The sequence below is a fragment of the Pseudoblastomonas marina genome (assembly GCF_034374265.1).
In the GTDB taxonomy this organism is placed as follows: Bacteria; Pseudomonadota; Alphaproteobacteria; order Sphingomonadales; family Sphingomonadaceae; genus Alteriqipengyuania_A; species Alteriqipengyuania_A marina.
In genome coordinates this window covers 807,659-834,550 of sequence record NZ_CP139718.1, presented here as the reverse complement: position 1 = coordinate 834,550, position 26,892 = coordinate 807,659, and the positions used below count along the sequence as shown (strand labels likewise).

The 26,892-nt window shown below is 63.9% G+C and carries 24 protein-coding genes and 1 tRNA gene; 9 read left to right on the top strand and 16 right to left on the bottom strand.

Annotation, left to right across the window (positions count from 1 at the left end):
- Positions 1-29: 29 nt before the first annotated feature.
- The 3 genes from ntrX to dusB form a co-directional block, all read right to left on the bottom strand.
- Complete coding sequence (gene ntrX, locus T8S45_RS04045; RefSeq protein ID WP_188641752.1) at positions 30-1,424, bottom strand: nitrogen assimilation response regulator NtrX; 1,395 nt, start codon at positions 1,422-1,424, stop codon at positions 30-32.
- Entirely contained in the window at positions 1,421-3,661 is a 2,241-nt protein-coding gene (locus tag T8S45_RS04040; RefSeq protein WP_322294772.1) for a sensor histidine kinase, read from the bottom strand. Before T8S45_RS04040 ends, ntrX begins: the two co-directional genes overlap by 4 nt.
- A 75-nt stretch (positions 3,662-3,736) precedes the next feature.
- On the bottom strand, positions 3,737-4,768 hold the full coding sequence (gene dusB, locus T8S45_RS04035; protein WP_322294771.1) for a tRNA dihydrouridine synthase DusB: 1,032 nt from the start codon (positions 4,766-4,768) through the stop codon (positions 3,737-3,739).
- 74 nt (positions 4,769-4,842) lie between these two features.
- On the opposite strand from dusB, the gene T8S45_RS04030 reads away from it, so the two are divergent.
- Together T8S45_RS04030 and T8S45_RS04025 are read left to right on the top strand one after the other, a co-directional pair.
- A complete protein-coding gene (locus tag T8S45_RS04030) occupies positions 4,843-6,003 on the top strand; it encodes a bifunctional 2-C-methyl-D-erythritol 4-phosphate cytidylyltransferase/2-C-methyl-D-erythritol 2,4-cyclodiphosphate synthase (protein ID WP_322294770.1) in 1,161 nt (386 codons plus the stop codon).
- 30 nt (positions 6,004-6,033) lie between these two features.
- Positions 6,034-6,534, top strand: a complete 501-nt coding sequence (locus T8S45_RS04025) for a CinA family protein (protein WP_322294769.1) — start codon at positions 6,034-6,036, stop codon at positions 6,532-6,534.
- Here the strand turns inward: T8S45_RS04025 and T8S45_RS04020 are convergent.
- Positions 6,495-6,956 carry a type II toxin-antitoxin system RatA family toxin gene (locus T8S45_RS04020; protein ID WP_188641747.1) on the bottom strand — a complete coding sequence of 154 codons (462 nt, stop codon included), beginning with the start codon at positions 6,954-6,956 and terminating at the stop codon, positions 6,495-6,497. The genes T8S45_RS04025 and T8S45_RS04020 overlap by 40 nt on opposite strands.
- Positions 6,956-7,894 (bottom strand): lipoyl synthase, encoded by a 939-nt coding sequence (gene lipA, locus T8S45_RS04015; protein WP_188641746.1) that lies wholly within the window; start codon positions 7,892-7,894, stop codon positions 6,956-6,958. The genes T8S45_RS04020 and lipA overlap by 1 nt, the downstream gene beginning before the upstream one ends.
- Before the next feature lie 67 nt (positions 7,895-7,961).
- Here lipA and T8S45_RS04010 point away from each other — a divergent pair, with 67 nt between their 5' ends.
- Positions 7,962-8,600, top strand: a complete 639-nt coding sequence (locus tag T8S45_RS04010) for a carbonic anhydrase (RefSeq protein WP_322294768.1) — start codon at positions 7,962-7,964, stop codon at positions 8,598-8,600.
- A 36-nt stretch (positions 8,601-8,636) separates the two neighbouring features.
- The gene (locus tag T8S45_RS04005) at positions 8,637-9,365 is read left to right on the top strand and encodes an NYN domain-containing protein (protein WP_188641744.1); all 729 of its coding nucleotides are present in this window, start codon (positions 8,637-8,639) and stop codon (positions 9,363-9,365) included.
- Between the two features lie 61 nt (positions 9,366-9,426).
- On the opposite strand, the gene T8S45_RS04000 is transcribed toward T8S45_RS04005, so the two are convergent.
- The gene (locus T8S45_RS04000) at positions 9,427-10,779 is read right to left on the bottom strand and encodes a tetratricopeptide repeat protein (RefSeq protein WP_322294767.1); all 1,353 of its coding nucleotides are present in this window, start codon (positions 10,777-10,779) and stop codon (positions 9,427-9,429) included.
- 315 nt (positions 10,780-11,094) lie between these two features.
- On the opposite strand from T8S45_RS04000, the gene gyrA reads away from it, so the two are divergent.
- On the top strand, positions 11,095-13,947 hold the full coding sequence (gene gyrA / locus T8S45_RS03995) for a DNA gyrase subunit A (RefSeq protein WP_322294766.1): 2,853 nt from the start codon (positions 11,095-11,097) through the stop codon (positions 13,945-13,947).
- A 9-nt stretch (positions 13,948-13,956) separates the two neighbouring features.
- Here the strand turns inward: gyrA and T8S45_RS03990 are convergent, their stop codons facing one another.
- A complete protein-coding gene (locus T8S45_RS03990) occupies positions 13,957-14,628 on the bottom strand; it encodes a lysoplasmalogenase family protein (protein ID WP_322294765.1) in 672 nt (223 codons plus the stop codon).
- Positions 14,629-14,697: 69 nt separating this feature from the next.
- On the opposite strand from T8S45_RS03990, the gene trmFO reads away from it, so the two are divergent.
- Complete coding sequence (gene trmFO / locus T8S45_RS03985; protein ID WP_322294764.1) at positions 14,698-16,068, top strand: methylenetetrahydrofolate--tRNA-(uracil(54)-C(5))-methyltransferase (FADH(2)-oxidizing) TrmFO; 1,371 nt, start codon at positions 14,698-14,700, stop codon at positions 16,066-16,068.
- A gap of 12 nt (positions 16,069-16,080) precedes the next feature.
- Here the strand turns inward: trmFO and T8S45_RS03980 are convergent, their stop codons facing one another.
- The 8 genes from T8S45_RS03980 to T8S45_RS03945 form a co-directional block, all read right to left on the bottom strand.
- Positions 16,081-16,536, bottom strand: a complete 456-nt coding sequence (locus tag T8S45_RS03980) for an EF-hand domain-containing protein (RefSeq protein ID WP_322294763.1) — start codon at positions 16,534-16,536, stop codon at positions 16,081-16,083.
- 31 nt (positions 16,537-16,567) lie between these two features.
- The gene (locus T8S45_RS03975; protein ID WP_322294762.1) at positions 16,568-17,233 is read right to left on the bottom strand and encodes a squalene/phytoene synthase family protein; all 666 of its coding nucleotides are present in this window, start codon (positions 17,231-17,233) and stop codon (positions 16,568-16,570) included.
- A 77-nt stretch (positions 17,234-17,310) separates the two neighbouring features.
- Entirely contained in the window at positions 17,311-18,012 is a 702-nt protein-coding gene (locus T8S45_RS03970) for a TadE/TadG family type IV pilus assembly protein (RefSeq protein ID WP_322294761.1), read from the bottom strand.
- A complete protein-coding gene (locus tag T8S45_RS03965) occupies positions 17,996-18,604 on the bottom strand; it encodes a TadE/TadG family type IV pilus assembly protein (protein ID WP_229658094.1) in 609 nt (202 codons plus the stop codon). The genes T8S45_RS03970 and T8S45_RS03965 overlap by 17 nt, the downstream gene beginning before the upstream one ends.
- A complete protein-coding gene (locus T8S45_RS03960; protein ID WP_322294760.1) occupies positions 18,601-20,556 on the bottom strand; it encodes a TadE/TadG family type IV pilus assembly protein in 1,956 nt (651 codons plus the stop codon). Before T8S45_RS03960 ends, T8S45_RS03965 begins: the two co-directional genes overlap by 4 nt.
- A gap of 99 nt (positions 20,557-20,655) precedes the next feature.
- Positions 20,656-22,038 (bottom strand): pyruvate dehydrogenase complex E1 component subunit beta, encoded by a 1,383-nt coding sequence (locus T8S45_RS03955; protein WP_322294759.1) that lies wholly within the window; start codon positions 22,036-22,038, stop codon positions 20,656-20,658.
- Between the two features lies 1 nt (position 22,039).
- Entirely contained in the window at positions 22,040-23,155 is a 1,116-nt protein-coding gene (gene pdhA, locus T8S45_RS03950) for a pyruvate dehydrogenase (acetyl-transferring) E1 component subunit alpha (RefSeq protein ID WP_407654925.1), read from the bottom strand.
- A 96-nt stretch (positions 23,156-23,251) separates the two neighbouring features.
- Entirely contained in the window at positions 23,252-23,584 is a 333-nt protein-coding gene (locus T8S45_RS03945; protein ID WP_188641733.1) for an FtsB family cell division protein, read from the bottom strand.
- Between the two features lie 173 nt (positions 23,585-23,757).
- Between T8S45_RS03945 and hppD the strand changes: the two genes are divergently transcribed.
- The 3 genes from hppD (at position 23,758) to T8S45_RS03930 (ending at position 26,672) form a co-directional block, all read left to right on the top strand.
- Positions 23,758-24,876, top strand: a complete 1,119-nt coding sequence (hppD, locus tag T8S45_RS03940; protein WP_322294758.1) for a 4-hydroxyphenylpyruvate dioxygenase — start codon at positions 23,758-23,760, stop codon at positions 24,874-24,876.
- Between the two features lie 95 nt (positions 24,877-24,971).
- Positions 24,972-25,844 (top strand): mechanosensitive ion channel family protein, encoded by an 873-nt coding sequence (locus T8S45_RS03935; RefSeq protein WP_322294757.1) that lies wholly within the window; start codon positions 24,972-24,974, stop codon positions 25,842-25,844.
- A gap of 24 nt (positions 25,845-25,868) precedes the next feature.
- Positions 25,869-26,672, top strand: coding sequence for a MipA/OmpV family protein (locus tag T8S45_RS03930; protein WP_322294756.1), 804 nt, complete (start codon positions 25,869-25,871; stop codon positions 26,670-26,672).
- A gap of 125 nt (positions 26,673-26,797) precedes the next feature.
- On the opposite strand, the gene T8S45_RS03925 is transcribed toward T8S45_RS03930, so the two are convergent.
- A tRNA-Arg gene (locus T8S45_RS03925) sits at positions 26,798-26,874 on the bottom strand.
- Between the last annotated feature and the right edge of the window lie 18 nt (positions 26,875-26,892).

The window sequence follows — 26,892 nt, the reverse complement described above, 5'->3', positions numbered from 1 at the left end:
AGGAAATGCCGGGAGCGACGGGATGTTCCCTATTTGCGTTCGGAAGCCTTTCGTTCGGCCATCCCGAGCAGCTTCATCTTGCGATGCAACGCCGAGCGTTCCATCCCGATGAAGGTCGCGGTGCGCGAAATATTGCCAGAAAACCGGCTGATCTGGACGCGCAGATATTCGCGTTCGAAGCTTTCGCGCGCCTCGCGCAATGGCGCCCCCATCAAGGCACCGATCCCGGTCTGGCCGCTGATCTTGCCTTCGGTGACTTCGGATGGAAGCAGGTCGACATCGATCTTGGTCAAGCGGTCGCGCGGCGCGAGGATGATCGTGCGTTCGATGACGTTACGCAGCTGGCGGACATTGCCCGGCCAGTCATAGGCCTGCAGCGCCGCCATCGCCTCGACGCTGATCTCGGGCGGCTGGATGCCCTGATCGGCGGCGTAGCGGGCGAAGAAATGATCGACCAGCGCGGGAATATCCTCGCGCCGCTCGGTCAGCGACGGGACCTCGACCGGCACGACATTCAGGCGGTAGAACAGGTCTTCGCGGAAGCGCCGCTCCTCGATTTCCTCCTCGAGATTGCGCGACGAGGACGACACGACGCGAACATCGACCCTGATCTGCCGCGTGCCACCGACCCGCATGAACGACTGGTCGGTCAGAACCCGCAGGATGCGCGCCTGGGTCGAAAGCGGCATGTCGGCGACCTCGTCGAGGAACAGGGTGCCGCCATCGGCGGTCTCGAGCAGGCCCGGGCGCACCAGCTGGCCGTCAATCTCCTCGCCGAACAGTTCCTGTTCGAACAGTTCGGGCGTGATGCGCGCCGAACTGACGATCACGAAGGCGCTGTTGGCACGCGGGCTCCACGAATGGAGCAGCCGCGCGGCCACTTCCTTGCCCGCCCCGGCAGGCCCGGTAATCAGCAGCCGGCTGCCGGTATTGGCGACCCGCTTGAGCGTCGCGCGGACCTGGTTGATCGCGGCCGAATTGCCGGTGAATTCGTGCGCGGTAGCAAAGCCCTGGCGCAATTGTGCGTTTTCGCGCCGCAAGCGTTCGGTTTCGGTCGCGCGTTCGACGAGGTGGAGCAGGCGCTCGGCCTCGAACGGCTTCTCGATGAAGTCCATCGCCCCGCGCCCGATCGCGGCGACCGCGGTGTCGATATTGCCGTGGCCCGAGAATATGATCACCGGAAGTTCGGGCTCGCGCGCCTTGATCGCGTCGAGCACCTCGAGCCCGTCCATCGAGCTGCCGTGCAACCACACGTCGAGCAGGACGAGGCTCGGTCGCCGTTCGTCGATCGCCGCCAGCGCGCCCTCGCCATCGGCCGCGGTGCGACATTCGTAGCCTTCGTCGCTCAATACCCCGGCGACGAGGTCGCGGATATCCTGCTCATCGTCGACGATCAGGACTTCGAGTTGCTTGCTTTCGCTCATTCGGCGGCCTCTCTCGTATTGGGATCGTGCGTTTCGACGCGGGGGTCGCGGGCGAAGGTCAGGGTGACGCGGGTTCCGCCCTGCTCGCGCGGGCCGAAGGTCATGGCGCCGCCATGTTCCTCGACGATCTTGTTGACGATCGCGAGACCCAGCCCGGTCCCGCGTTCGCGCGTGGTGACATAGGGTTCGACGATCTTCTCGCGTTCCTTGGGCAGGCCGATGCCGTTGTCCTCGATCACGATACGGACCAGTTCGCCTTCCCCTGAAATGCTCACATCGATCCGCCCACGGAAATCGGGCTCCGTCGGGCCCGTCAACGCATCGATCGCTTCGGCCGCGTTCTTGAGCACGTTGGTCATCGCCTGTCCGAACTGGTGGCGGTCGCACTGGATCGCGTCGATCTCGCCCTCGACGGTCAGGCGGTAGTCGATTTCGGGATGGCCGACTTCCTGCAGGAAAAGCGCCTGCTTGGCGAGATCGACCGGGTCCTCGCGCCGAAAGGCGGGCTTCGGCAACCGCGCGAAGCTGCTGAAGGCATCGACCATCGTGCGCAGCTCGCCGACCTGCCGCACGATCGTGCGGGTCAGCTCGTCGAACAGCTCGCCATCCTGCTCGATCTGCTTGCGATAGCGCCGCTTCAGGCGCTCGGTGGCGAGCTGGATCGGGGTAAGCGGGTTCTTGATCTCGTGCGCGATGCGTCGCGCGACGTCGGACCATGCCGCCTGCCGCTGGTCGAGGATCTGGCGGGTGATGTCCTCGAAGGTGATGACCTCGTAATCGTCGGTCCGGGTCGATTTGACCGCGAGGGTGAGGAGATCCCCGCCCTTCTCGTGCTGGACGATCTGACCTGAACGCGTGTGATCGAGATTGGCGAAGGCAGGCGCGATGTCGGCCATCTTCTCCCCCACCGGCATCTCGTCGAAACCGAGCAGGTCGAGCGCGGAGGAATTCATCAGCTGGACCCGCCCCTCCTCGTCGAGCGAGATGACCCCGGCGGTGACCGAGCCGAGCACGGTCTCGATGAACACGCCGCGTTCGTGCAGTTCCTCGTTCGCCCCGACCAGCGCGGTCGTCTGGCGCTCGATCTGGTCGGTCATGCGGTTGAAGGCGCGATTGAGGAGTCCGACCTCGTCGGCGCCGGTGCGTCCCTCGACCCGCAGCGAATAATTGCCGGCCCCCACCCGGCGGGCGGCGCCGACAAGTTCGTAGAGCGGCTTCACCTGACGATCGGCATAACGCAGCGCAAACCAGATCGAGAGCATCACGAGGAGTAGGGCCAACACGAACAGTGCAATGTTGGTGCGCAGCTGCAGGATGCGCGCGCGGCGGGTCAGCACTTCGTAATCCTGAACGATGTTCTGCGCGCGCTCGCCCTGGCTGAATTCGAGCAGGTCCGAGGTGCGCAGATTGTAGAGAAAAATCTGCGCATCACGATCGAGAACCGATACAGCGGTAACGCCCTTTGCGTCCGCATTGACGACGATGTCCTCGCCTCCTTCGATCCGTTCGAGCTTGTCAGGCGTGAGTCGCTGGCGCTCGACGTCGATCGCGTCTTCACCGCCCTCGCCCCTGACGATCATCACGGTGCGAACATCAGAGTCGTCGTCGATCTGGAGCAAGGCGGATTCGGTCAGTCCGCGCTGCGCGACCTGCCGCTTGTAGGCGTCAACGAATATCGGATCGTCCACCGAAACCTGTGCGATGATGTTTTGCATGTCGCCGCTCATCGCTTCGGTTTCATTTTCGATATCTCGGACGTTTTGCTCGTAATAGCCGCGCGCGAGCTTGTTCGCGTTCTCGAGCAGGCCGCGCGACTGGTCCGAGAACCAGAATTCGGTCCCGAACTGGAACAGCGCCGAAGCGAAGGCGACCACGAACAGCGTCGGTATGGCGGCAATCAGCGAGAAGACGAAGACGAGGCGGACATGCATGCGCCCGGTCCCCGCCTCATTCTCCTGCGCGCGCGCAAGCGCCATTCTCCGCCCCAACAATACGAGGATCGCCAGCGTTGGGACCAGCGTGCCGACCAGTAGGGTCGTCGTCATCCGGGTCGGGAGCAGCTCGTTGTCCTCGGGCGAGCCCGCCAGCGTGGTCCAGGTCACCGCCGTCATGACGACGAAGGTGATCACCGCGGCGATTTCGATGAAGGCGAAGATGTTCGCGCGGCGAGCGAATACCATCAACCGCCGCAGCCAGAGCGGCAATCGTCGATTGGCCTTGAGAGCGTCGCTCGCCATATGAGGCTTGTGGGCGACACTGTTGCAATTTTGCAAGTCTTTTCGCGACGAACCGTCGACTGAGACCGTCGGGCGTCAGGCCGCCTCGCGCCGGAGCAGCGGCTCGTAGAACCGCTCGAGTGACGCCATGACTTCGTTCGGGTCGTCGACGAAATTCACGGTGTTGCGGAATTCGGCGGAGCCCGGCAGCCCCTTGGTGTACCACCCGAGATGCTTGCGTGCGACCTTCACTCCAATGCTCTCGCCGTAAAGGTCGAGCATCGCGCGGTAGTGCTCCATCAGCGTGGCAAACTGCACTTCTACCGACGGATCGGGTTGCCGCTCGCCGCTATCGAGCCAGCGCATCACCTGGCCGAGCAGCCACGGCTTGCCGTAGGCGCCGCGACCGATCATCACGCCGTCGGCCCCACTCTGCTCGGCTGCCTGCGCGACGTCGTCGATCGTATTGATGTCGCCATTGACGATCACCGGGATCGAGACCGCGTCCTTCACCTTGCGCACGAAGGCCCAGTCGGCACTTCCCTTGTACATCTGGTTGCGGGTCCGGCCGTGCACGGTGACCATTTTCACCCCAATATCCTGGGCGATCCGCGACAGTTCGGGGGCGTTGAGGCTCTGGTGGTCCCAGCCCATCCGCATCTTGACCGTAACCGGTACTGAAACCGCCTTAACAGTCGCTTCCATCAGATTGATCGCCAACGGAACTTCGCGCATCAACGCGCTGCCGGCATAGCCATTGACCACCTTGCGCACCGGACATCCGAAATTGATGTCGATGATCGCCGCGCCATTGTCTTCCTGGAGCTTTGCCGCCTCGGCCATCGATTCCGGATCGCAGCCGACCAGCTGCATCGAGACCGGTTCCTCGATCACGTCCCACGCGGCCTTCTGGACGCTCTGGCGCGTTTCGCGGATCGCCGCCTGGCTCGCGATCATCTCGGTGACGTTGAGCCCCGAGCCGAAACGGCGCACGAGCCGCCGGAACGGCAGGTCGGTCACGCCGGTCATCGGCGCGAGCACGACCGGCTGCGCAATGCGCACCGGGCCGATATCGATCGGCGCCAGTTTGGGAGGCTGCGGGCTGGGAGGCTGCGGCAAATGGCTCATGACGATGTCCGGTAAGGTAGGAGGCCCCCTAGTCGATTGCCAGTTTCGCGGCAAGGCGATAGGCGGCGCGGCAGATGAGCGAAGTCCCCTCCCCCCTCGCCGACCGTTCGGTCGCTGCGATCGTGGTCGCCGCCGGCACCGGCACGCGGGCCGGCAGGGACCTGCCCAAGCAATATGTGCGATGGCGCGGCAAGCCGGTGTTGCGACATTCGGTCGAGCGCCTGCTCGACGCCGGGTGCGCGCCGGTGATGGTGGCAATCGCGCCCGGGGCGGATGAACTCGCCGCTGAGGCCGTCGGCGATCTCGAGGGCGTTGCGTTCTGCACCGGGGGGGAGACCCGCCAACAATCGGTCGCGAACGCGCTCGAACGGTTGGCCGGGGCCGCACCGTCGATCATCCTGATCCACGATGCCGCGCGCCCGATCGTGCCGAATGCCGTGGTTGAGCGCCTGGTCGACGCCTTGTCAGGTTCTCCAGGCGCCATCCCGACCTTGCCGGTGGTTGATTCGCTCGCAGTCGCGCGCGACGGGCTGATGGGCGACAAGGCCGATCGGGACACCCTGCGCCGGGTTCAGACGCCGCAGGCGTTCCGCTTCCCCGAAATCCTTGCCGCGCACCGCGATTGGGGCGGCACCCCCGACGCCGGGGACGACGCACAGGTGTTGCGCGCGCATGGCGGTAAGATCGCACTGGTCGAAGGCGACGAAGCGCTCAAGAAACTGACATTTGCGGAGGATTTCGAATTGGACCGACCCGCGATCCGCACCGGCATGGGATTCGACGTGCATCGTCTGGCCGAAGGCGAGAGCCTATGGCTAGGGGGATTGCAGATCGAGCATACCCACGGATTGGCCGGGCACAGCGATGCCGACGTTGCATTGCACGCGATTACCGATGCCGTGCTCGGCGCGATCGGCGCGGGCGATATCGGCGATCACTTCCCGCCCAGCGATCCGCAATGGAAGGGAGCGTCGTCCGACCAGTTTCTCGCCCATGCGGTCACGCGGGCGAACGAAGCGGGCTATGCGATCTGCAATATCGACCTCACGATCATCTGCGAGGCGCCAAAGATCGGCCCGCACCGCGCCGCGATGCGCGATCGGATCGCCCAAATCCTCGGAGTCGAAACGAGCGCCATCAGCGTCAAGGCAACCACCACCGAAGGCCTCGGCCTTACCGGGCGCCGCGAAGGGATTGCCGCTCAGGCCGTGGCGACATTGGCGGCGATAGGCTAGCAGCGCGGCTCTGCAAGGAATCGACTGGCTATGAGCTCTTCCACTCTCCTCCCGTCCGACGTGGTCACCCTCGCCGAGAAGGTCGTCGCGCAGAATCGCAATGCAGGTCGGATGGTGGCGCTCGCCGAAAGTTGCACCGGCGGCCTCGTCGCCAGCGCGATCACCGAGGTGCCGGGCAGCTCGAGCGTGCTCGACCGCAGCTTCGTAACCTATTCGAATGCGGCCAAGATCGAAATGCTCGGCGTGTCGTCGGACATTATCGACACCTTCGGCGCGGTCTCGGCCGCCTGCGCCTGGGAAATGGCGAAAGGCGCCCTCGCCCGCAGCGGAGCGGATGTCGCGGTCGCGGTCAGCGGGATCGCGGGACCAGGCGGCGGCAGCGAGCTCAAGCCGGTCGGCACGGTGGTGTTTGCCCGAGCCGTCAGCGGGCAGGAGGAATGCGAGGCCGAGGAACGCGTCTTTGCCGGCGGCACGCGGGCCGCGATCCGGCATCAGGCGACGTTGGTCGCGCTCGAGCTGTTGCTGCCGTAAAGGTCACCCGCGCGCGCTTCGAACGCTGCGACCATCTTGCGGAAGGCGCGATCGGCATATTGACCGGCGAGCGCTTCGAACACCTTGTTCTTGAACGTGAAATCGACGCAGAAATCGATCCGGCATCGGCCATCGCCGTCGGGTTCGAACGTCCAGCTATTGTCGAGATCGCGCAGCGGCCCGTCGACGTAATGGACGAGGATCGAGCGTGGCCGATCCTTCGTCACCCGAGAGGTGAATTTCTCGCGGATCGCCTTGAAGCCGACCAGCATGTCCGCCGTCATCTCGGTGGCGCTGTCCGAGCGCACCCGCGTCGCGACGACCCACGGCAGGAATTCCGGATACTTGTCGACGTCCGCGACGAGGTCGAACATCTGCTCGCAGCTATAGGGCAGCCGCTTCGAATCGCGGATGTGCGGCATCAGCCCTTCGCCTTTGCCAGCTTCGCCTCCCGTGCGGCGCGCATTTCGGCGAAATCGTCGCCGGCGTGATAGCTCGAGCGCGTCAGCGGGCTCGAAGCGACCTGCAGGAAGCCCTTCGCCCGTGCGATCGCACCGAAGGCCGAGAACGCCTTCGGGGTTACGAAATCCGCGACTTTGGCATGCTTCGGCGTCGGTTGGAGGTACTGACCCATGGTCATGAAATCGATGTCGGCGCAGCGCATGTCGTCCATCACCTGATGCACTTCGAGCCGCTGTTCGCCGAGCCCGAGCATGATGCCCGACTTGGTGAAGATCATCGGGTCGTGGCGCTTGACCTCTTCGAGCAGGCGCAGCGAGGCGTAATAGCGCGCTCCCGGCCGGATCGTCGGATACAGCCGCGGGACCGTCTCGAGATTGTGGTTGAACACGTCGGGACCCGCCGCGACGATCGCCTCGATCGCGGGCCGCATCTTGCCGCGGAAATCGGGCGTGAGGATCTCGATCGTGGTATCCGGCGTGTTACGCCGCAGCGCCTCGATCACCTTGACGAACTGGCTCGCGCCGCCATCGGGCAGGTCGTCGCGATCGACGCTGGTGATCACGATGTGCTCGAGTCCGAGCTTCGCTGCCGCAGTTGCGACGTGTTCGGGCTCCTGCTCGTCGACGATGCGCGGCATTCCCGTCTTTACGTTGCAGAACGCGCAGGCGCGGGTGCAAACGTCGCCGAGGATCATCACCGTGGCGTGCTTCTTGGTCCAGCACTCGCCGATATTCGGGCAGGCAGCCTCTTCGCAGACGGTATTGAGGTTGAGTTCGCGCATCAGCTTGCGCGTCTCGCCATATCCCTTGGATACCGGCGCTTTCACCCGAATCCAGTCGGGCTTGCGCTGACGCTCGGGACGCTCTTCGGGCTGCGGGGCGGAGGACAGGTCATTCATGCCCGCCCACTTAGGGGCGTTCGCTCCATCTTGCCAGTCCTGTGAAGGCGCGGCATGGGGCGGGACCATGAAGAACTTTTCCCAACTCGTCGAAGGCTACGGCCGTTTTCGCTCCACCGACTGGCAGCAGCAGCGCGATCGCTGGGCGACGCTGGCCGAAGGACAGTCGCCCAAGGTCATGGTGATCGCCTGTTCGGACAGCCGCGTCGATCCGGCGCAGATCTTCGACGTCGATCCGGGCGAGATCTTCGTCGTGCGCAATGTCGCGGCGATGGTTCCGCCCTACGAGACCACCCCCGGGCACCATGGCGTATCGGCCGCGGTGGAATTCGCGGTCCAGTTCCTCAAGGTGAGCGAGGTCGTGATCATGGGCCACGGCATGTGCGGCGGCTGCCAGGCGGCGCTGACGCAGGATTTGCACGGCAACGACCCTGGTGCGGGCGGCTTCGTCGCCGACTGGGTCGGGATGCTCGACGAAGCGCGCGAGCCCGTTGCCCGCGAGCTGGGCACCACCGGGCGCGAAGCGGAGCTCGCAATGGAACTGGCCGCGGTGAAGGCGAGCCTTGCGAACCTGCGCAGCTTCCCCTTTGTAAAGGACCGCGAGGACAAGGGCGAACTGGTCCTGCGGGGCGCGCACTTCGCGATTTCGGACGGTATCCTGCGCCTGCTCGACGAGGATAGCGGGGAATTCTCTCCCGCCGATTGATTTGCTTCGTTCGGAGAAGGCCCTAAGTGGGTTCGCATGCCCGAAGCTGACCTCCAGAACATCGCCCTCCTGATCGACGCGGACAATACCAGCCCGCGCGGGATCGACCCCGTGCTCACCGTGATGGCCGAACTCGGCCAGGTGAACATCAAGCGCGCCTACGGGAATTTCGCGAAGAACAACCTGCAGAACTGGGACAAGATCACCCACAAATACGGAATCCGTCCGCAGCAGCAGTTCGACCTGACCGCGGGCAAGAACGCGACCGACATGGCGATGACGATCGACGCGATCGACCTGCTCTACCAAGGCAAGGTCGACGGCTTCGGGATCATGAGTTCGGACAGCGATTTCACCCCGCTGGTCACGCGGCTGCGCCAGGACGGTCTAATCGTCTACGGTTTCGGGAGCACCAAGAAGACCCCGGCCGCATTCAAGAGCGCCTGCACCCGCTTCATCGATATCGACGCGTTGATCGCCGGTGCGTCGGACGAGCCCTCCCCCGGCAAATCGAAGAAGAAGGACGAGAAGCAGACGATCGACGAGGAGCTGGTTGCCCTGCTTGGCACGGCATGGAAGGCCGCCAATCGCGATGAGGACGGGTTCGCCTCGCTTGGCGAGGTCGGGCTGATCGCGGGCAACCGTTCGAGCTTCGACGTGCGCAATTACGGGTTTAAGCGGTTGTCCGACCTGTTCGACGCGATCGACCAGTTCCAAATGGAGCGCCGCGACGACAACCAGTATTACGTTCGCCGGCTGCGCTGATACGAAAACGGCGCGGAACCGAAGCCCCGCGCCGCTCTCTAAATCGATTTATTGTGGTCGATCAGCCCACCTGCTGGGCGGCGTAGATCCGCCACAGATTGGCAATCGCAGCCCACTCGCCGTTGATCGAGGCAAAGGTTTCCTGCGCCTCGGCATACTTACCCTGTTCGAGCTGGGCGATGCCGATACGGGTCATGAACATGCCCTTGTCGGCACCCGGCATTTCCATCGCCATGCGGAAAAATTCCTCGGCGACGGCAGGCTGGTCATAGTCGAGGTACGCATCACCCGCCGCAGTCACCGTGAGCAGCGTAGCACCGGCCTTGCGGGCGTCGGCGCCCAGCGACGCAAGTTCGCCACCCTGGTCGACGGCGACCTGCTTGCGGGCCTCGGCCTGGGTCTGCGACACGAGCGCTTCGTCGGCCTCGAGATAGCCCTTGGCTATGCCCAGTTCGATCGCATCGAGGACTTCCTGCGGCCGCCTGCGATGATCGGCATACTGGACGATCGCGGTGACGTCCGGACGATTCTGGACGCTGTCGGTCAGCACCATCAGCCGCTGGAGGTCGAGCACCGCTTCATCGGCGCTGTAACCGTCGCGCACGAGGATGATGGCATTGGCCCAATTCTTTTCGGTCGGGTAATACTCGACCAGCCTGAAGGCGTAATCGTTCGCATTCGGGGCTTCGAGTTCGCGCGCGATCGAATAGGCACGAAGCAACAGGTCCTCGCTCGGCGCGGTCCCGGCAACGGCCTGGTCCTCGATCATGTCGTCGATATAGGCCAGCGCCCCGGCCCGGTCGCCTTCGCGAATATAAGTCACGACGATGTTGTTGCGCAGGTTCGGATCGGTCGCGCCTGAATCGATCGCCATCTGGAAGGCTTCGCGCGCCTTCGCGTATTCCTCGCGATCGAAGTGGATCATCGCCCGCGCATTGCTGAGCTGCGATTTGCGCGTTGCGGTCTGCAGGCCGCTGGCGGTTTCCTCGACGATGCCTTCGAGCTGGAGCCCGGGATCGTCTGTCAGCAAGCCGTAATTGATCGCGAACTGGCCCCAATAGAAGCGGTCGGAGGGATTTTCGATTTCCGCCTTTGCGTCGCGGAGCATCTTCAGGTCTTCGGCGACGGTCTGGCGCAGCTCGGCACGACCCTGTTCGCGGGCGGCCCCTTCGGAGCTGCGCACCTGCTGCGCACGCGCCTGAAGTTCGGTGTTTTCGGTCCGCTTGTTGAACGCATCGATCACCGGCCTAATCGCCTTCTGGAAATCACGCGAAGGCTTGAGTTCGGGCTGTTCTTCCTGGGCGTGCACGGCCGGAGAAGCGGCCATGCCGGCGACGCCGCCGGTGGCGAGCGCCAGTGCGATCATGGGTTTGCCGAGAAATGCGCGCGACTTGCGCGAAATGGACGAAATCATGTGAAAGAGTCCCTTTGATATTAGCAGAAGGCGGCATGGCTGAGGGAGGCCCGGCCGCTGAAATCGGAATTTGCCTCTGGCGGCTCGCAAGCCCGCTGGCAACCTCCCCTTACTAGCAAAACGGCGCTGAATGGGGATTGAATGGGAAACGTCGAGCCCGTTTCTCGGGTTCCGGCGACCGGTGTGGATAAATCGCTCGTTTCAGCGTGCCGGGAGGGTTGTTCGCTGGCGATTTCGGGCCGCTTCCGGTAGGGTTTTCCCTATTGAGACGGCCCCGCGTGCCGTCGTTTCCGACAACTACCGAACGGACGCCCCTTGGCAGACGATACCGACCTGATCGACACCCCCTCTTCCCCCGAAGGCGCCTATCCGCGCATCGACATCGTCGATGAGATGAAGACCAGCTATCTCGATTACGCGATGAGCGTGATCGTGAGCCGCGCGCTGCCCGACGTGCGCGACGGCCTGAAGCCGGTTCACCGGCGGATCCTGTTTGCCAGCCAGGAAGGCGGCTTCGTCGCCGGTCGGCCCTATCGCAAGAGCGCCAAGATCGTCGGCGACGTGATGGGCAACTATCATCCGCATGGCGATGCTGCGATCTACGATGCGCTCGCGCGTATGACGCAGGACTGGTCGCTGCGCGTCCCGCTGGTCGACGGCCAAGGCAATTTCGGCTCGATGGACCCCGATCCGCCGGCCTCGATGCGTTACACCGAGGCGCGCCTCGCCAGGGTCGCCAATTCGCTGCTCGACGATCTCGACAAGGACACCGTCGATTTCGCTGACAATTACGACGGTTCGCGGCGAGAACCGACCGTCCTTCCGGCGCGTTTCCCGAACCTGCTGGTTAACGGCGCGGGCGGGATCGCGGTCGGCATGGCGACCAATATTCCGCCGCACAATCTCGGCGAGGTGATCGACGGCTGTCTCGCCTATATTGACAACCCTTCAATCAGTTCGGAGGAACTCTTCGAGCTGATTCCAGGGCCCGACTTCCCCACGGCGCCGCTTATCCTCGGCAAGTCGGGCGCACGTGCGGCCTACACCACCGGGCGCGGTTCGATCTTGATGCGCTGTCGTCACGAGATCGAGGCGACGCGCGGCGCCAAGAGCGAAGGTCGCCAATCGATCGTGCTGACCTCGATCCCGTTCCAGGTGGGCAAGTCGAACCTCGTCGAGAAGATCGCCGATGCCGCCAAGGAAAAGCGGATCGAGGGCATTTCCGACATCCGCGACGAATCGAGCCGCGAGGGCGTGCGCGTCGTGGTCGATCTCAAGCGCGATGCCACGCCCGACGTGGTGCTCAACCAGATCTGGCGCCACACCCCTGCACAGTCGAGCTTCCCTGCCAACATGCTCGCGATCCGCGGCGGTCGGCCCGAAGTGCTCTCGCTGCGCGACATCATTTCGTCGTTCATTGGCTTCCGCGAACAGGTCATCACACGGCGCACCAAGTTCGAGCTCAACAAGGCCCGCGACCGGGCACACATCCTGCTCGGTCTCGTGGTGGCGGTGTCGAACCTCGACGAGGTCGTCGCCATCATCCGCGGCGCGCCCAACCCGCAGGCCGCGCGCGAAAAGCTGCTCGCCCGCGAATGGCCGATCGGCGAGATCGCGCAATATATCCAGCTGGTCGAAGCGATCGACCCTTCCGCCGACGAGGAAGGCGGTACCTACAAGCTGTCCGAACGCCAGGTGAAGGCAATCCTGGCGCTGCGGCTCTCCAGTCTCACCGCGCTCGGTCGCGACGAGATCGGCGACGAGCTCAAGGAACTGTCGATCGCGATCGAGGAATACCTCTCGATCCTTGCCGATCGCGTGAAGCTCTACGGCGTGATGCGCGACGAGCTCGAGGAAATCCGCGAAACCTATGCCACGCCGCGCATTACCGAGATCGCGCCGGCCTGGGACGGGCTCGAGGACGAGGACCTGATCGAGCGCGACGACATGGTCATCACGGTGACCCATGGCGGCTATATCAAGCGTACCCCGCTCTCGACCTTCCGCGCACAGGCGCGCGGCGGCAAGGGCCGCTCGGGCATGGCGACCAAGGACGAAGACGCCGTGGTCGAAATGTTCGTAACTTCGACGCACAACCCCGTGTTGTTCTTCACCAATACCGGCCGCGTCTATCGCATGAAGGTGTGGAAGCTGCCCGAAGGCGGACCGCAGACCCGCGGCCGCCCGATGGTCAACCTCCTGCCGCTCGGCGACGACGAACTGGTCACCAACGTTCTGCCGCTGCCCGAAAACGAGGACGAATGGGCCTCGCTCGGGATCGTCTTCGCGACCGAGCAGGGCATGGTGCGCCGCAACTCGATGGATGCCTTCACCAACGTACCGTCTAACGGCAAATACGCGATGGGCTTCGTCGAGGGCAGCGACGACCGCCTGATCGGCGTTCGCCTCGTCGGTGAGACGCAGGAAGTCTTCCTCGCCAACGATGCCGGCAAGGCGATCCGCTTCGCCGCTACCGATGCGCGCGAGACCAAGAGCCGCACCGGGATCGGCGTTCAGGGCATGGGTCCGAAGGGCGACGTCAGGGTCGTATCGCTCGCGACGCTCAACTCGACCGGCACCACTATGGAGGAACGCGAAGCATATCTCCGCGCGGCCCCGTGGAAGAACAACGGCGCGACACCCGAACTGTCTGCCGAACGGATGGCCGAAATGGCCGAGATGGAGCAATTCGTACTTACGATCTGCGCCAAGGGCTACGGCAAGATCAGCTCGGCTTACGAGTATCGCGTCACCAAGCGCGGCGGCAAGGGCGTGGTCAATATCGGCTCGCCCGAAAGCGATCCCGATCGCAACGGACCGGTCGTCGCGAGCTTCACCGTGACCCATGGCGACCAGGTCATGCTGGTGACCGACCAGGCCAAGCTGATCCGCCTCCCGATCACCTTCCGCCACGAGCTCGAGGACGGGTTCGAGGACAATAAGGGCTTCTCGATCATCGGACGCGGTTCGGCGGGGGTGAAACTGTTCAGCGTCTCGAACAACGAACGCATCGTCAGCGTCGCAAGGATCGACGAGGACGAGGCCCCCGAAAACGAAGCCGAGGAAGCGATCGCCGAGGACATGGCCGGGCGGGGTGCGGAAGAGACCACGCCCCACACGACCGCCCATTCGGACGACAATATCGAAGGCGAACCCGACGCGAGCTAGCGCCCCGCGCTAGGCCGCGTCGGGCGCGTGGCGTTCTCCACGGAGCCGCTGGACGACCCCGGTCACGATCAGGAACTGGCCGAGATAATAGAGCGGCCAGACAAACCATTCGGCAATTCCCGGATCGAGCCGCTCCGCCTCGCGGGCGAAGATCACGAGGTCGGAAACGACGAACAGCACCGCGCCGATCCCGACCTGGTAGCGCGAGAAACGGCTGGTCCAGGCGCTCGCAGCCATCATTCCGAGAGCAAGCGCGTAAATGGTCGCCAGCATCCAACCCTCCTGCGGGGCGGCGATCATCACCGTCAGCAGGGGTGTTCCGAGCAGGAGCGCGTAGGCCGCCAGCTTCTGGCTCGAGATGATCTTCGTTCGCGTATTGCGGCGATAGAGCGCAATCGCCACGACGTGGCCGATCGCGAACAGGCCCGCGCCGAGCTCGAGCGATAATTCGATCCCGATATCGCCCGCCGCCCCCAGCGCCATGACGAGCGCGATCAGCGCACCGTCGACGCCGCGCCCGCGATCCCACGCATAAAGCGCGAGGACGCCGACGCAGCTCCCCTTCCATGCGATCAGCCACAGGCCGGGCACGCGCCCGTCGCTGGCGAAAAAATAGGCGATCGCTAGCACCAGACTCAGCAACAGGTACGGTCGGCGATCGATCAAGGCGGCTCGTGGCATCGCGGTCTCCCCTCGCCTGCGCGCTTAGCGCTGGACGCCGCCCCCTGGCAATCTGTAGTGGGCGCGACCATGGCACATGATATCCACATCATCGGCGGCGGCCTCGCCGGGAGCGAAGCCGCGTGGCAATTGGCGCGGCGCGGCTACAAGGTCCGCCTTTCCGAAATGCGCGGCGGCGGCGACATGACTCCCGCGCACCAGACCGACGGGCTTGCAGAACTGGTCTGTTCGAACAGCTTTCGCTCCGACGACGACGAAAAGAACGCGGTCGGCCTGCTCCACCACGAAATGCGCCGGCTCGACAGCATCGTCATGCAGGCGGGCGAAGTGGCACGCGTCCCCGCCGGCAGCGCGATGGCGGTCGACCGCGACATCTTCTCGGCCGAAGTCCAGCGGGCGCTGACCGAGCACCCGAATATCACCGTCGTACGCGAACGGGTTGATGCCCTGCCGGACTCCGGGCCGACCATCGTTGCCACCGGACCGCTGACCGCGCAGTCGCTCGCCGAAAGCATCGTCACCGCGACCGGCAGCGACCGGCTCGCCTTCTTCGACGCGATCGCGCCGATCGTACACCGCGACAGCATCGACATGTCGAAATGCTGGATCCAGAGCCGCTGGAACAAGCGCACCGAAGCCTCGAACGAGGACGGCGACTACATCAACTGCCCGATGACCAAGGAGCAGTACGAAGCCTTCCACCAGGGGCTGATCGACGGCGAAAAGACAGAATTCCGCGAGTGGGAAAAGGACACGCCCTATTTCGAAGGCTGCATGCCGATCGAGGTGATGGCGGCCCGCGGTGTCGAAACCTTGCGTTACGGACCGATGAAGGGCGTCGGGCTCGACAATCCCTATGACACCACCGAGGAACATCCGCAGGGCCGCTGGCCCTATGCCGTGGTGCAGCTGCGCCAGGACAACAAGCTCGGCACGCTGTGGAACATGGTCGGATTCCAGACCAAGCTCAAATACGGCGCGCAGATCGAGCTATTCCGCACCATTCCCGGGCTCGAGAACGCCGAATTCGCGCGGCTCGGCGGTTTGCACCGCAACACCTTCCTCAACTCGCCGGTCGTGCTCGATCGCCAGCTACGGCTCAACAAGGCCCCGCATATCCGCTTCGCCGGACAGGTCACCGGCTGCGAGGGCTATGTCGAAAGCGCCGCGGTCGGACTGATGGCTGGCCTGATGGCGGCCGGAGAGCTCGCCGGGCATGACTGGACGCCGCTACCGCGCGACACCGCGATGGGCGCCCTCCTCTCGCATATCACCGGCGATGCCGATGCGACGCACTTCCAGCCCATGAACGTCAATTTCGGGCTCTTCCCCCCCTTCGAGGAGCGGGTACACAAGAAGACCCGCAAGGAAGCCTATACCAATCGCGCGAAGGAAAGCTTCGGACGCTGGCTCGAAGGGATGGAACTGGCCCCCGCCTAGCCTACTTGGCGCTCAGCAGCGGCAGGCAGGCTTGGCAGAGCGCCTGGGCGCCGTGGTCCGGAATTCCTCGGGCGTCAGGACGTTGTCCCGGTCCGCATCGGCGCCATCGAAGCGATCGACGGTGGTCACCGCCCATTCCTCGAAGGTCAGCAAATTGTTGCCGTCCTTGTCGAGCTTGCGAAACGCCTTCGTCCGCGTCGAAAGCATTTCCCGGCGGGTGATCTGCAGGTCGCGGTTGCGATCGTAGCGGAAGAAGCGTCGCTGCTCGCGCGTCAGCTCGGTCGCTTCGGGCAAGTCGGGTCCGCGCATATCGCCCGCGTCGGCGCTCGGTAGCGCTTGGGGATCGACTGTTTCCTCGATCTCGGGCGGTGGCGCCGCCTCTTCGACCTGCGCCTTCCCCTGCCACCAGAACAGCCCCGCTCCGGCTAGGACCAGAGCCACGAACGCACCGCTTGCGAGACCTTTCATGTGCGATCTCCCCCATTCGACCGGGGGAAGTCTAGCGCCCGAACAGCCCGATGCGCAATGCGGTCGTCATGTCCGACGCGCGCGATAGCGGCGGACGATCATTGCGCAAGGCACGCTGCGCCAGGCCATCGAGCACGCCGAGGGCGCGAAGGTTGCGCGGCAGCGCCGCGGTCGGGGCAAGCGATCCCGCAAGCTTCAACGCCATCGACCTTTCGGTAGCTTCGGCATGGCTCCATGCAAGATCGAGCAGGGCCCAGCGCTTGCCCGCCCGAGCGACGGCGGGCAAGGCGGCGGTTTCCCCGTCATGTGCCGCCAGCGCAGCCCAGCCCTGTGCACGGCCCTCAGCATGGGCCAGGAGGTCCTCCGGTCCGAGCGGGCGCTCGCTCAGCAACCGCTCCCAACCGTCGACGACATGCGTCAGTTTTCCCGCATGCCCGCCCAGGTCGCGGAAATTCGACAGCAGCGGATTTCCCTTCGGCCAGTCGGACGGGTCCTGAGCAAAACGATCGCGCCACCAGGCGAGCCGCATCTGTGCCAGCACCGGCTCGCTCGCATTGCGCACGAACCCGTCGAACTGCACATCGAGCAGCATCATTGTGGCGATCATATCGCGGATCGCCGCAGGCGCGTATGCGAGAGCGAGCCGTGGTGCGCGCGGCAGGCGATCGAGATCGGGGAGTTCTTGTTGTTGCGCCATGCCGCACCTCGCAGAGCATGCACCGCAAAAATGCAAGGGATTAGGCTGGTCCGCTGGCGAGCGGAGCGGGCATCACGTCAGGAGCAGGCGTTCTTCTTGGTACCCGTCAGGCCCTTTTCGTCGGGATCCTGCAGGTCGCGGTCGTCGCGCACGATGAAGGCCGCTTCCTCGCGCAGTTCGGTCGGCCCGCTCATGAAGCCCGGGAAGACCGAGGGATGGTCGTAGACGATCTCGACGAACATGACGGCCGTGTCCGTCGGCGCGGCGACGCGATTGCTGCCGCTGCCCATGCCGGTCATCTTGGTGCCGGTCATGCCGTTGTTGGTCGAATCATTGCCATAGGCGCTCGTGACCGACTTCGCGCCGATGCAGCGCTGCCAATGGATGAACTGGCGATCGGACACCGGATCGTATTCGAGGCTCGAGAGGATGATCCGCCCGTTGTTCGCGATATCGAGCTGCCCGGCCTGCTTCAGTGCGCCCTTCAGCACCACTTCGACCTGGTCTTCGGTGATCGTCGGCGCGACCGCATTGTTGTCGGTCTGCCCGAGACGCGAGGCATTGTCGGCGACCGAGAGGGTCAGCTGGCTGACCTGCATCTTCTGCGAGGCGAGAAACGCGATATCGAAGCCGTAGAGCCCGAGCATCATGAACACGGGCAAGACCATCGCGAACTCGACCACCGAAACGCCGGCCTCGTCGCGCAGCATGCGACTCAGCAGCGAGCGCGCCGCCAGGGGGCCATCACCAACCATCGTGCTGTCAGCAGGTCCCGGCATCGGCCCCGTATTCCTGCTGGTCGTCGAACGGCTGGTTCTTGCGCACGACGGTCGTCGAAATGCGACGTTTGCCGGTGCCGTTGTCGGCGAAGGGATTGGGGAAGATCGGATCATATTCGACCGACACCGTGTACATCACCACGTCGTTTGCGCCGCCATTGCCGGATTTGCCGATATCGGCATCCCACGAACCGCTGCCGTTCTCGTCGATATAGGATTCGCCGTTGTTGCAGGTCCCGTTGCCATCGTCGTCGTTCCACTGCTCGGGGCGATCGATATCGTCGAAATCGTAGTAGCTCCTGCGCGACGAGGTGATCGTGGCGCCAGGTGCAATCTCGTCGAGCATCGCCTGCAGCTCCGCATCCGAAACCGCCGTATCGCCCGATTCGAGCGAGGAGGCACGCGCCGCTTCCTGCGCCGCGCCCTGCAGGGTCGCATTGGCCCATGCGGCCTGACCCATGTCGAAGACGCCGAGCAGGAGGGAGAAGAACACCGTGCAGATCAGCCCGAATTCGACTGCCGCGGTTCCCTCTTCCCCGTCCCGCATCGAACGCAGGAGCGCTCGGCGATGGATGGCCTGTCGTGCGATCACTGCACGATCCTCAATTCGCCGACGTCGCGGGCGATTTCCTGGAAAGCGGTGTTGAGCGACGATGCGGAATCGGCGGTGAACGAACTGTCGGGCGATGCGCAGGTGCTGAGCGTACTCGTGAGCGAGGTCGAGAAGGCGATCACCCACAGCCGGGTGCCGCGGGCCTTGATCGCTGCACACATCGCCAACAGCCGGTCATTGTGGCGCTTGTCCTGATCGGTATAGCCGTCGAGGGTTACCCGCCGATCGTGCCACTCGACCCCGCGCGCGGTCTTGCCCGAATAGGTGGTGTCCATCTGGCCATCGGTCATGAAGATGATGTGACGGCCGACCTTGCCGCCGTTCGGCGGGGTCGCGTTGACGTTCGAAGCGAACAGGCCGGTGGTCGAAATCATCCGCGCGCCCCAGATCATCCCGATGTCGTGATAGGTCGAGCCATTCGGAGAAAGCGCATCGGCATAGGCGTCGAACTGGGACTTCGTCATCGTTTTCAGCAATTGCGCAGGGCGCGGGCAGGACGAACCCACGTAGCTGCCATAATCGCTCTGGGAAGCGCTGGTCACGTATCGGTTCGAGGAATCGGTCCGGATATAGGTGACTTCGGGCCAATACGGCTTCCACCGGGTCGCATCGTTGGTCGGCGCGCTGTCGATATCGAGATCGTAAAGGTTCGACGGCGAAAAGCCTGTGATCGAGCTGTAGCTGATCGATCCCGAGGCGACGGTATTGCGTTCCTCGATGCAGCCGGCCCAGGTCGAATTCTGGCTCGCTCCGTTCGATCCCGTCTTGGTGCTAACGGTTGCGCCAAGCTTGTACTGGCTCGTGTCGTAATCGACTGCCTTGTAGATGTAACGGTCGAAGGACTTGACCGTCTCGGTCTTGTAGATCGGTTCCTCGGTCGATTTCTCGATCCAGTAATAGTCGATCGTTTCAGTGCGCTTGCGGACCCAATACCGTCCGTCGGACGACTTGTAATAACACTCATACGCCGTGCGACTGTAAGGATAGGTCGTGCGGGTCTCGGTGATGCGATTGTCATCGGCATCGATGTAGGTAGAGGTCGAAGTGGAGGTCGAGCCATATCGAACCCAGCTGGTGTTGCTGGGCTTGCTGTCGTTGCACGAGGAGGAATAGCGCCAGCTTCCGGAGTGGTCGCTCCAGCCACCCGCCTGGTAGTTGCCGACGCTATCCGAGGTGGTGACGACCGGAGCCTTGTAGGATTCAACCTCATCCGTGTTGCGCTGTACGTCGATATACTGCGCCTCGCGCGACTGGATCCGCGTCGTATCGGCGATCCAGCTCGAGTTCTCGGCGGTGAGCAGGTAGCCGACATTGACCGTGTGCGAATAGGGCACGAAGCCGTAGCGCACGCGCGCATTGGTCGCGCTGACCGTGGCAGCGAGCGAGGAATAGAAATTCTTCATCGCCGCGCGCAAGGCGACGATACGGTCGGTCGAATCGCTGCTCGAGATGTCCCAGCCCATCGACCCGGTGGTGTCGAGCACCATCATCACGTCGGCATTGCCCATCGACATCGACGCGGTGCAGTTCGACCGGATCAACATCGAGCTGAAGCCGAAGATATTCATCAGCGTCATCTTGAGGTCGGTGGAGGCCGTGCCGACGATCGTGTTGCCGTTGTCCGGCGTCGACGGCACGAACGAGGTGCTGCTGACGTCGCCGACATTCGCGAAGTTGACGTTGAAATATTCGCCGGCCACCTTCTTTGCGGCGGTATCGAGGCCATTGGTGGTGACCGATCGCCGACCCGCAAGTACCGCGGCGTCGCACGCGTTCTGCAGCCGGTTCTGCGTCATGTAGGCGCGCGAGAGATCCACCCCGCCCCCGATGAGCGCGGCGAGCACCAGGGTCGCCACGGCCATGATCGGGAGGACGTTGCCTTCTTCCGACTTCAAGAACCGTGCCCAGAAGGGGTGCTTTGTGTTCTCCACCGGCTCCTCGTTCCTCGCAGCAATTGCCACGATGGAACTAGTGAGCGGTCGTAAACAATTCGCTAATGGCCCCATCCCGCGACGGAGACATCCAGGGGCTCAATCGCGGTAGCAAACCTTCTTGACCGCCTTAACGATCCGGTCGCTGTCGATCAGCGCGGCGGCCTCGAGATTGGCGGCGTAGGGCAGCGGCACGTCCTCGTCGGTCACCCTGAGGACCGGAGCGTCGAGATGGTCGAAGCCGTCTTCCATGCAGATCGCCATGATCTCCGAGGAGATAGAGCAGGTCGGCCAACCTTCTTCGGCGATGACGAGACGATTGGTCTTGGCGAGCGAGGTGAGCACCGCCTCGCGATCGAGCGGGCGCAGGGTCCGAAGGTCGATCACCTCGGCGTCAATCCCCTCGCCCGCCAGTTCCTCCGCCGCCTCGAGCGCGAGGCCGACAGCGATCGAATAGGCGACTATGGTGACGTCCGAGCCTTCGCGCATGATCCGCGCCTTGCCGATCGGCAGGACGTGGTCGTCGAGCTGGGCGACCTCGAAGCTGCGCCCGTAGACGAGTTCGTTCTCGAGGAAGACCACCGGGTCCTCGCAGCGGATTGCCGCTTTCATCAGGCCCTTGGCGTCCTGCGCATCGTAGGGCGCGATCACGATCAGGCCCGGAACGCTGGCATACCACGGACCATAGTTCTGACTGTGCTGCGCGCCGACCCGGCTCGCCGCCGCATTGGGACCGCGGAACACCACCGGGCAGCGCATCTGGCCACCCGACATGTAGTTCGTCTTGGCCGCCGAGTTCACGATGTGGTCGATCGCCTGCATCGCGAAGTTGAAGGTCATGAATTCGACGATCGGGCGCAGGCCACCCATCGCCGCACCGGTGCCGATCCCGGCAAAGCCGTACTCGGTGATCGGGGTGTCGATCACGCGCTTGGGGCCGAATTCCTCGAGCAGGCCCTGCGTGACCTTGTAGGCGCCCTGATACTCGGCGACTTCCTCGCCCATCACGAACACGCGATCGTCGAGCCGCATTTCCTCGGCCATGCCGTCGCGCAAGGCTTCACGCACGGTCAGCTTGACCATGTTGGTGCCCGACGGGATCTCGGGATCGTCGGCCTTCGGTTTGGCCGCAGGCTTCGTGATCTCGGCCTCGCTCTGGTCGCGCCCGACATCCTTGCCCTCGCCCGGTACGTCGTCGACTTCGGCGCTCTGGCTCGGCCGGGCGTCGGACATATCCTCGCCCTCTTCGCCGATCATCGCGATCACGGTGCCGACCGCGACGCCCTCGGTGCCTTCCTCGACGAGGATCTTGCCGAGAATGCCTTCATCGACGGCTTCGAATTCCATCGTCGCCTTGTCGGTTTCGATTTCGGCGATGATGTCGCCAGCGACGACCTCGTCGCCTTCCTGCTTGAGCCACTTGGCGAGCGTGCCCTCTTCCATCGTCGGCGAGAGCGCGGGCATCTTCAGTTCGATCGCCATCTCAATACTCCCCCACCAGCACGTCGGTGTAGAGTTCGGATAGAGCCGGCTCGGGCGAACTCTCGGCGAAGTCGGCCGCCTCGGCGACACGCGCCTTGATCGCCTTGTCGATCTCTTTCAGCTTGTCCTCCGATACGCCTCGCTCGAGCAGCACTTTCTTGGCGCCCTCGATCGGGTCGCTCTTCTCGCGCACGTCCTGCACTTCCTCGCGGCTGCGATATTTCGCCGGGTCGGACATCGAGTGCCCGCGATAGCGATAGGTGTTGAGTTCCATCAGCACCGGACCGCCGCCCTGGCGAACATAGTCCATCGCGATTTCGGCGGCGGCGCGCACTTCGAGCACGTCCATCCCGTTCACGTCCATGCCGGGGATGCGGAAGGCGGTGCCGCGGCGGTAGAATTCGGTCTCGGCCGAGCTGCGCTTGACCGCGGTGCCCATCGCGTAGCCGTTGTTCTCGACAACGAAGACGATCGGCAGGTTCCACAGCGCGGCCATGTTGAAGGTCTCGTAGACCTGGCCCTGGTTCGCCGCGCCGTCGCCGAAATAGGCGAGGCACAGCCCGCCATCCTCGTTGTACTGGTGGGCCAGCGCGAGTCCGCCGCCAAGTGCGACCTGCGCACCGACGATGCCGTGCCCGCCGTAGAATTTATGCTCGGTCGAGAACATGTGCATCGACCCGCCCTTGCCCTTCGAGATACCCGCCTGGCGCCCCGTAAGCTCGGCCATGATGACCTTGGGATCGATCCCGTAGGCGAGCATGTGGCCGTGATCGCGATAGCCTGTAATCACGCTGTCCTTGTCGCCGTCGAGCGCCGACTGGAGGCCGACCGCAACCGCTTCCTGGCCGATATAAAGGTGGCAGAAGCCGCCGATCAGGCCGAGCCCGTAGAGCTGGCCCGCGCGCTCCTCGAAGCGGCGGATGAGCAGCATCTGCTCGTAGAATTCCATCAGCTCTTCGTCGCTGGCGTCGTAATGCCGTTTCGCTTCGAGCGCTTCCTGCAAATTGCGCAGCGCGAATTCCTCGCTCTCGGGATTCGTCGTCGCGGTCTGTTTCTTTGCCGGCGCCTTCTTCGTCGCAGTCTTGCGCGCGGGCGCCTTCTTGGGGGATTTGGCCAAGGATACCTCCGGGGAATGTGGGCGCGCTATAGCAGCCTTGCCGCGCGCGGCAACGCCGCAAGTGCCGCTACGGAAACCGCAATGGGGATAGCGCGATCAGTCGGCGTCGGCGCGGTCGATCGTGAGCACCACTTCATCGGGGTGGACGACGTTGAGCTTCTCGCGCAGCAATTCTCCGACGAGATCGGGATCGGCCCCCGACGGATCGAGCAAGGCGACGCGGTTCTCGAGTCGCGCCTGCTCCTGCTCAAGCGCGACGATCTGCGCCTGGCGATCCTGCAGCGCCTGGTCGAGCTCGCCCCAGGCGAGCAGCCCCGTCGGGCCGAGCACGGCGAACCCCGCCATCAGCAAGAGCGCGAGCAGAGCAAAGCCCTGTCCGGCCCCTCCCCGCTTCGCACCGCGCTGCAACCAAGACGTTAACCGTGTCATCCATTCCCTTGAATCAGAGAACCGATTCCGTGGCAAGCGGAATGTTAATGGAACGACAGCCCGCAACGATGGGTTGATTCATCGCAAGTGGAAGCTCCCGTGCTTGACTCGCCCCGCGACACCCCCCAAAGCGGTTTCAATTGAAACCAGTTTATACATCCGATGGTGAAATCATGACCGATCTGTTCGAAAATCCCGCCGGCCTCGATGGCTTCGAATTCGTCGAGTTCTGCGCGCCCGAAAAAGGCACGCTCGAACCCGTGTTCGAGGCGATGGGTTTCACCCATGTCGCCAACCATCGCAGCAAGGACGTCCAGCTGTGGCGCCAGGGCGGCATCAACCTGCTGACCAATTATGAGCCGCACAGCGCGGCGTGGTATTTCGCCCGCGAGCACGGCCCCTCGGCCTGCGGCATGGCGTTCCGCGTGCGTGACATCGCCGAGGCGTGGGATCACCTGGTCGAAGCCGGTGCGCAGCCGGTCGAAACCGAGACCGGCCCGATGGAACTCAACATCCCGGCGATCAAGGGCATCGGCGGCGCGAACCTCTATCTCGTCGATCGCTACGATCGCGGCAATGGCGAGCTGACCATCTACGACATCGACTTCGATTTCATCGAGGGTGTCGACCCCAACCCCGTCGGCGCCGGCTTCAACGTGATCGATCACCTCACGCACAACGTCTATAACGGCCGCATGGCCTACTGGGCCGATTACTACGAGAAGCTGTTCAACTTCCGCGAGATCCGGTTCTTCGACATCAAGGGCGAATATACCGGCCTGACCTCGAAGGCGCTGACCGCGCCCGACGGCAAGATCCGCATCCCGCTCAACGAGGAAGGCGAAGGCGGCAAGGGCCAGATCGAGGAGTTCCTGCGGGAATTCAACGGCGAAGGAATCCAGCACATCGCGCTGATCTGCGACGACCTCGTGGCTTGCTGGGACCGCCTCAAGGACTTCGGCGTGCCGTTCATGACCGCACCGCCCGAAACCTATTACGAGATGCTCGATGACCGCCTGCCCGGCCACGGCGAGCCGGTCGACGAACTGAAGGCCCGCGGGATCCTGCTCGACGGCACCACCGAAGGCGGCCAGCCCCGCCTGCTGCTCCAGATATTCGCCGAGGCACAGGTCGGTCCGGTGTTCTTCGAGTTCATCCAGCGCAAGGGCGACGACGGCTTCGGCGAGGGCAATTTCAAGGCCCTGTTCGAAAGCATGGAACGCGACCAGATTAAGCGCGGTGTGCTCTCGGTCGAGGATGCCAAGACGGTCGAGGCCGAACCCGCCGAGTAACAACTTGCCGCCATTGCGGAACATTGCGTCCCCGTTCTCATTGTAGCTGAAACGACCACACCCGACGGTCGCAGCCAGGGAACGGGGGCTTTTTCATGGATTACGTCGGTACGTTGACCGACCAGGTACAGGGCATGCTGCGCGGCTTGGTCGCCTCCCTGCCCTCCTTCGCGATCGCGCTGGTGATCCTGCTGATCACCTGGATCGTTGCGAAGTTCGCGGTCCGCATAGTCGATGCGCTGACCGGCAAGACCACGCTGCGGCCCAGCCTGAAGAACCTTGTCGACACGCTCGCCAAGCTGGTGATCTGGATCGTCGGCCTGATGATCGCGCTGATGGTCGTGCTCCCGGGCATGACTCCGGCGAGCCTGATCGCCGGTCTTGGCATAGGTGCGGTCGCGATCGGCTTTGCCTTTCAGGACATTTTCGAGAATTTCCTCGCCGGCGTGCTGATCATGCTGCGCGAGAAGATGCGCATCGGCGACATCATCGAATGCGAGGGCATCACCGGCAAGGTCGAACACATCACCCTGCGCGAAACGCATGTCCGCAAACTCTCGGGCGAGTTGACGATCGTGCCCAACTCAATCCTGTTCAAGAACCCCGTCGAGATCCTGACCGATCACGATATCCGTCGCCACGAACTGGTCTGCGGCGTGTCCTACGATACCGATCTCGACCAGGCAGCACAGGTGATCGAGAAATCGGTTCGCGCGGTCGACGGGATCCAGCTCGACAAGGGGCTCGATATCTTCGCAGTCGAATTCAATTCGAGCTCGGTCGATTTCAAGGTCCGCTGGTTCGCCAAGTCGACCCCGCGCGGCATGTGGAAAAGCCAGGACAAGGTCATCCGCGCGATCAAGCGCGGGCTCGACGATGCCGGGATCGAGATCCCGTTCCCCTACATCACCCATACCTTCAAGGAACGCGTGCCGATGGGCAGCGAACCCGGCGAGACCGCCGCATAATCCGTCTTGGAAGAAAGAGGTCGCATGCCTATCAATTCCCGTACCCTCACCGCTGCCATTGCGAGCGGCTGCGCCCTGCTCGCCAATCCGGCCGCGGCGCAGGACGATCCTTCGGACGGCGCGAAGCGCACCCGCGTCGCGCTCGGCCCGCAGGTGAAGCCGAGCTGGCCGGGCGCGAACGACGTCTCCTTCGGCCCGCTGGTCGATTTCGCGACCGCCTACGGCGACACTCCGTTCGAATTCGAGGCACCCGATGAAAGCTTCGGTTTTGCGGTGGCCACCTCGGACGATTTCGCGGTCGGTCCGGTCCTGAGCTTCGAGACCAAGCGCGACAGTGCCGATGTTGGCGGCGTGCTTCCCGATGTCGATTTCTCGCTCGAGGTCGGAGGGTTCGTGAATTACACGGTGAGCGAGAATTTCCGCTTGCGCGCAGAAGCGCGGCAAGGCGTGACCGGCCATGAAGGTTTCATCGCCGTGCTCGGTGCCGATCTCATAACGCGCGACGCCGACAAATACCTGGTCTCGATCGGCCCGCGACTGAAGATCACGGACAACAGCTACCAGGACGCCTATTACTCGGTCACGCCGGCGCAATCGCTCGCTTCTGGCCTCCCGGTCTACGATGCTTCGGGCGGTGTCCAGTCGGTCGGCATCGTGGTCGGCTATATCCAGCAACTGACCGACCGCTGGGGCATTTATTCCTATGCCGAGTACGACCGCCTGGTCGATGACTCCGCCAATTCACCGGTGGTGACGACCTTCGGTTCGCGCGACCAGTATTCGGGCGGGATCGCGCTGACCTACACCTTCGACGGCGGGATATTCTGACACGACGGTGGTGCGCCCGACAGGATGGGCGCCTGCGGCGCCGTCTTCGCTTCGCTCCGACTCCGAACGAGCTTCGACCATGAGGCACCGAACCACCCTCGCCCACCCCTGCGGGTGAGCGCGAGTGGTGCGCCCGACAGGATTCGAACCTGTGGCCCCCAGATTAGGAATCTGGTGCTCTATCCTACTGAGCTACGGGCGCCCCCGTTCGCGCCATAGG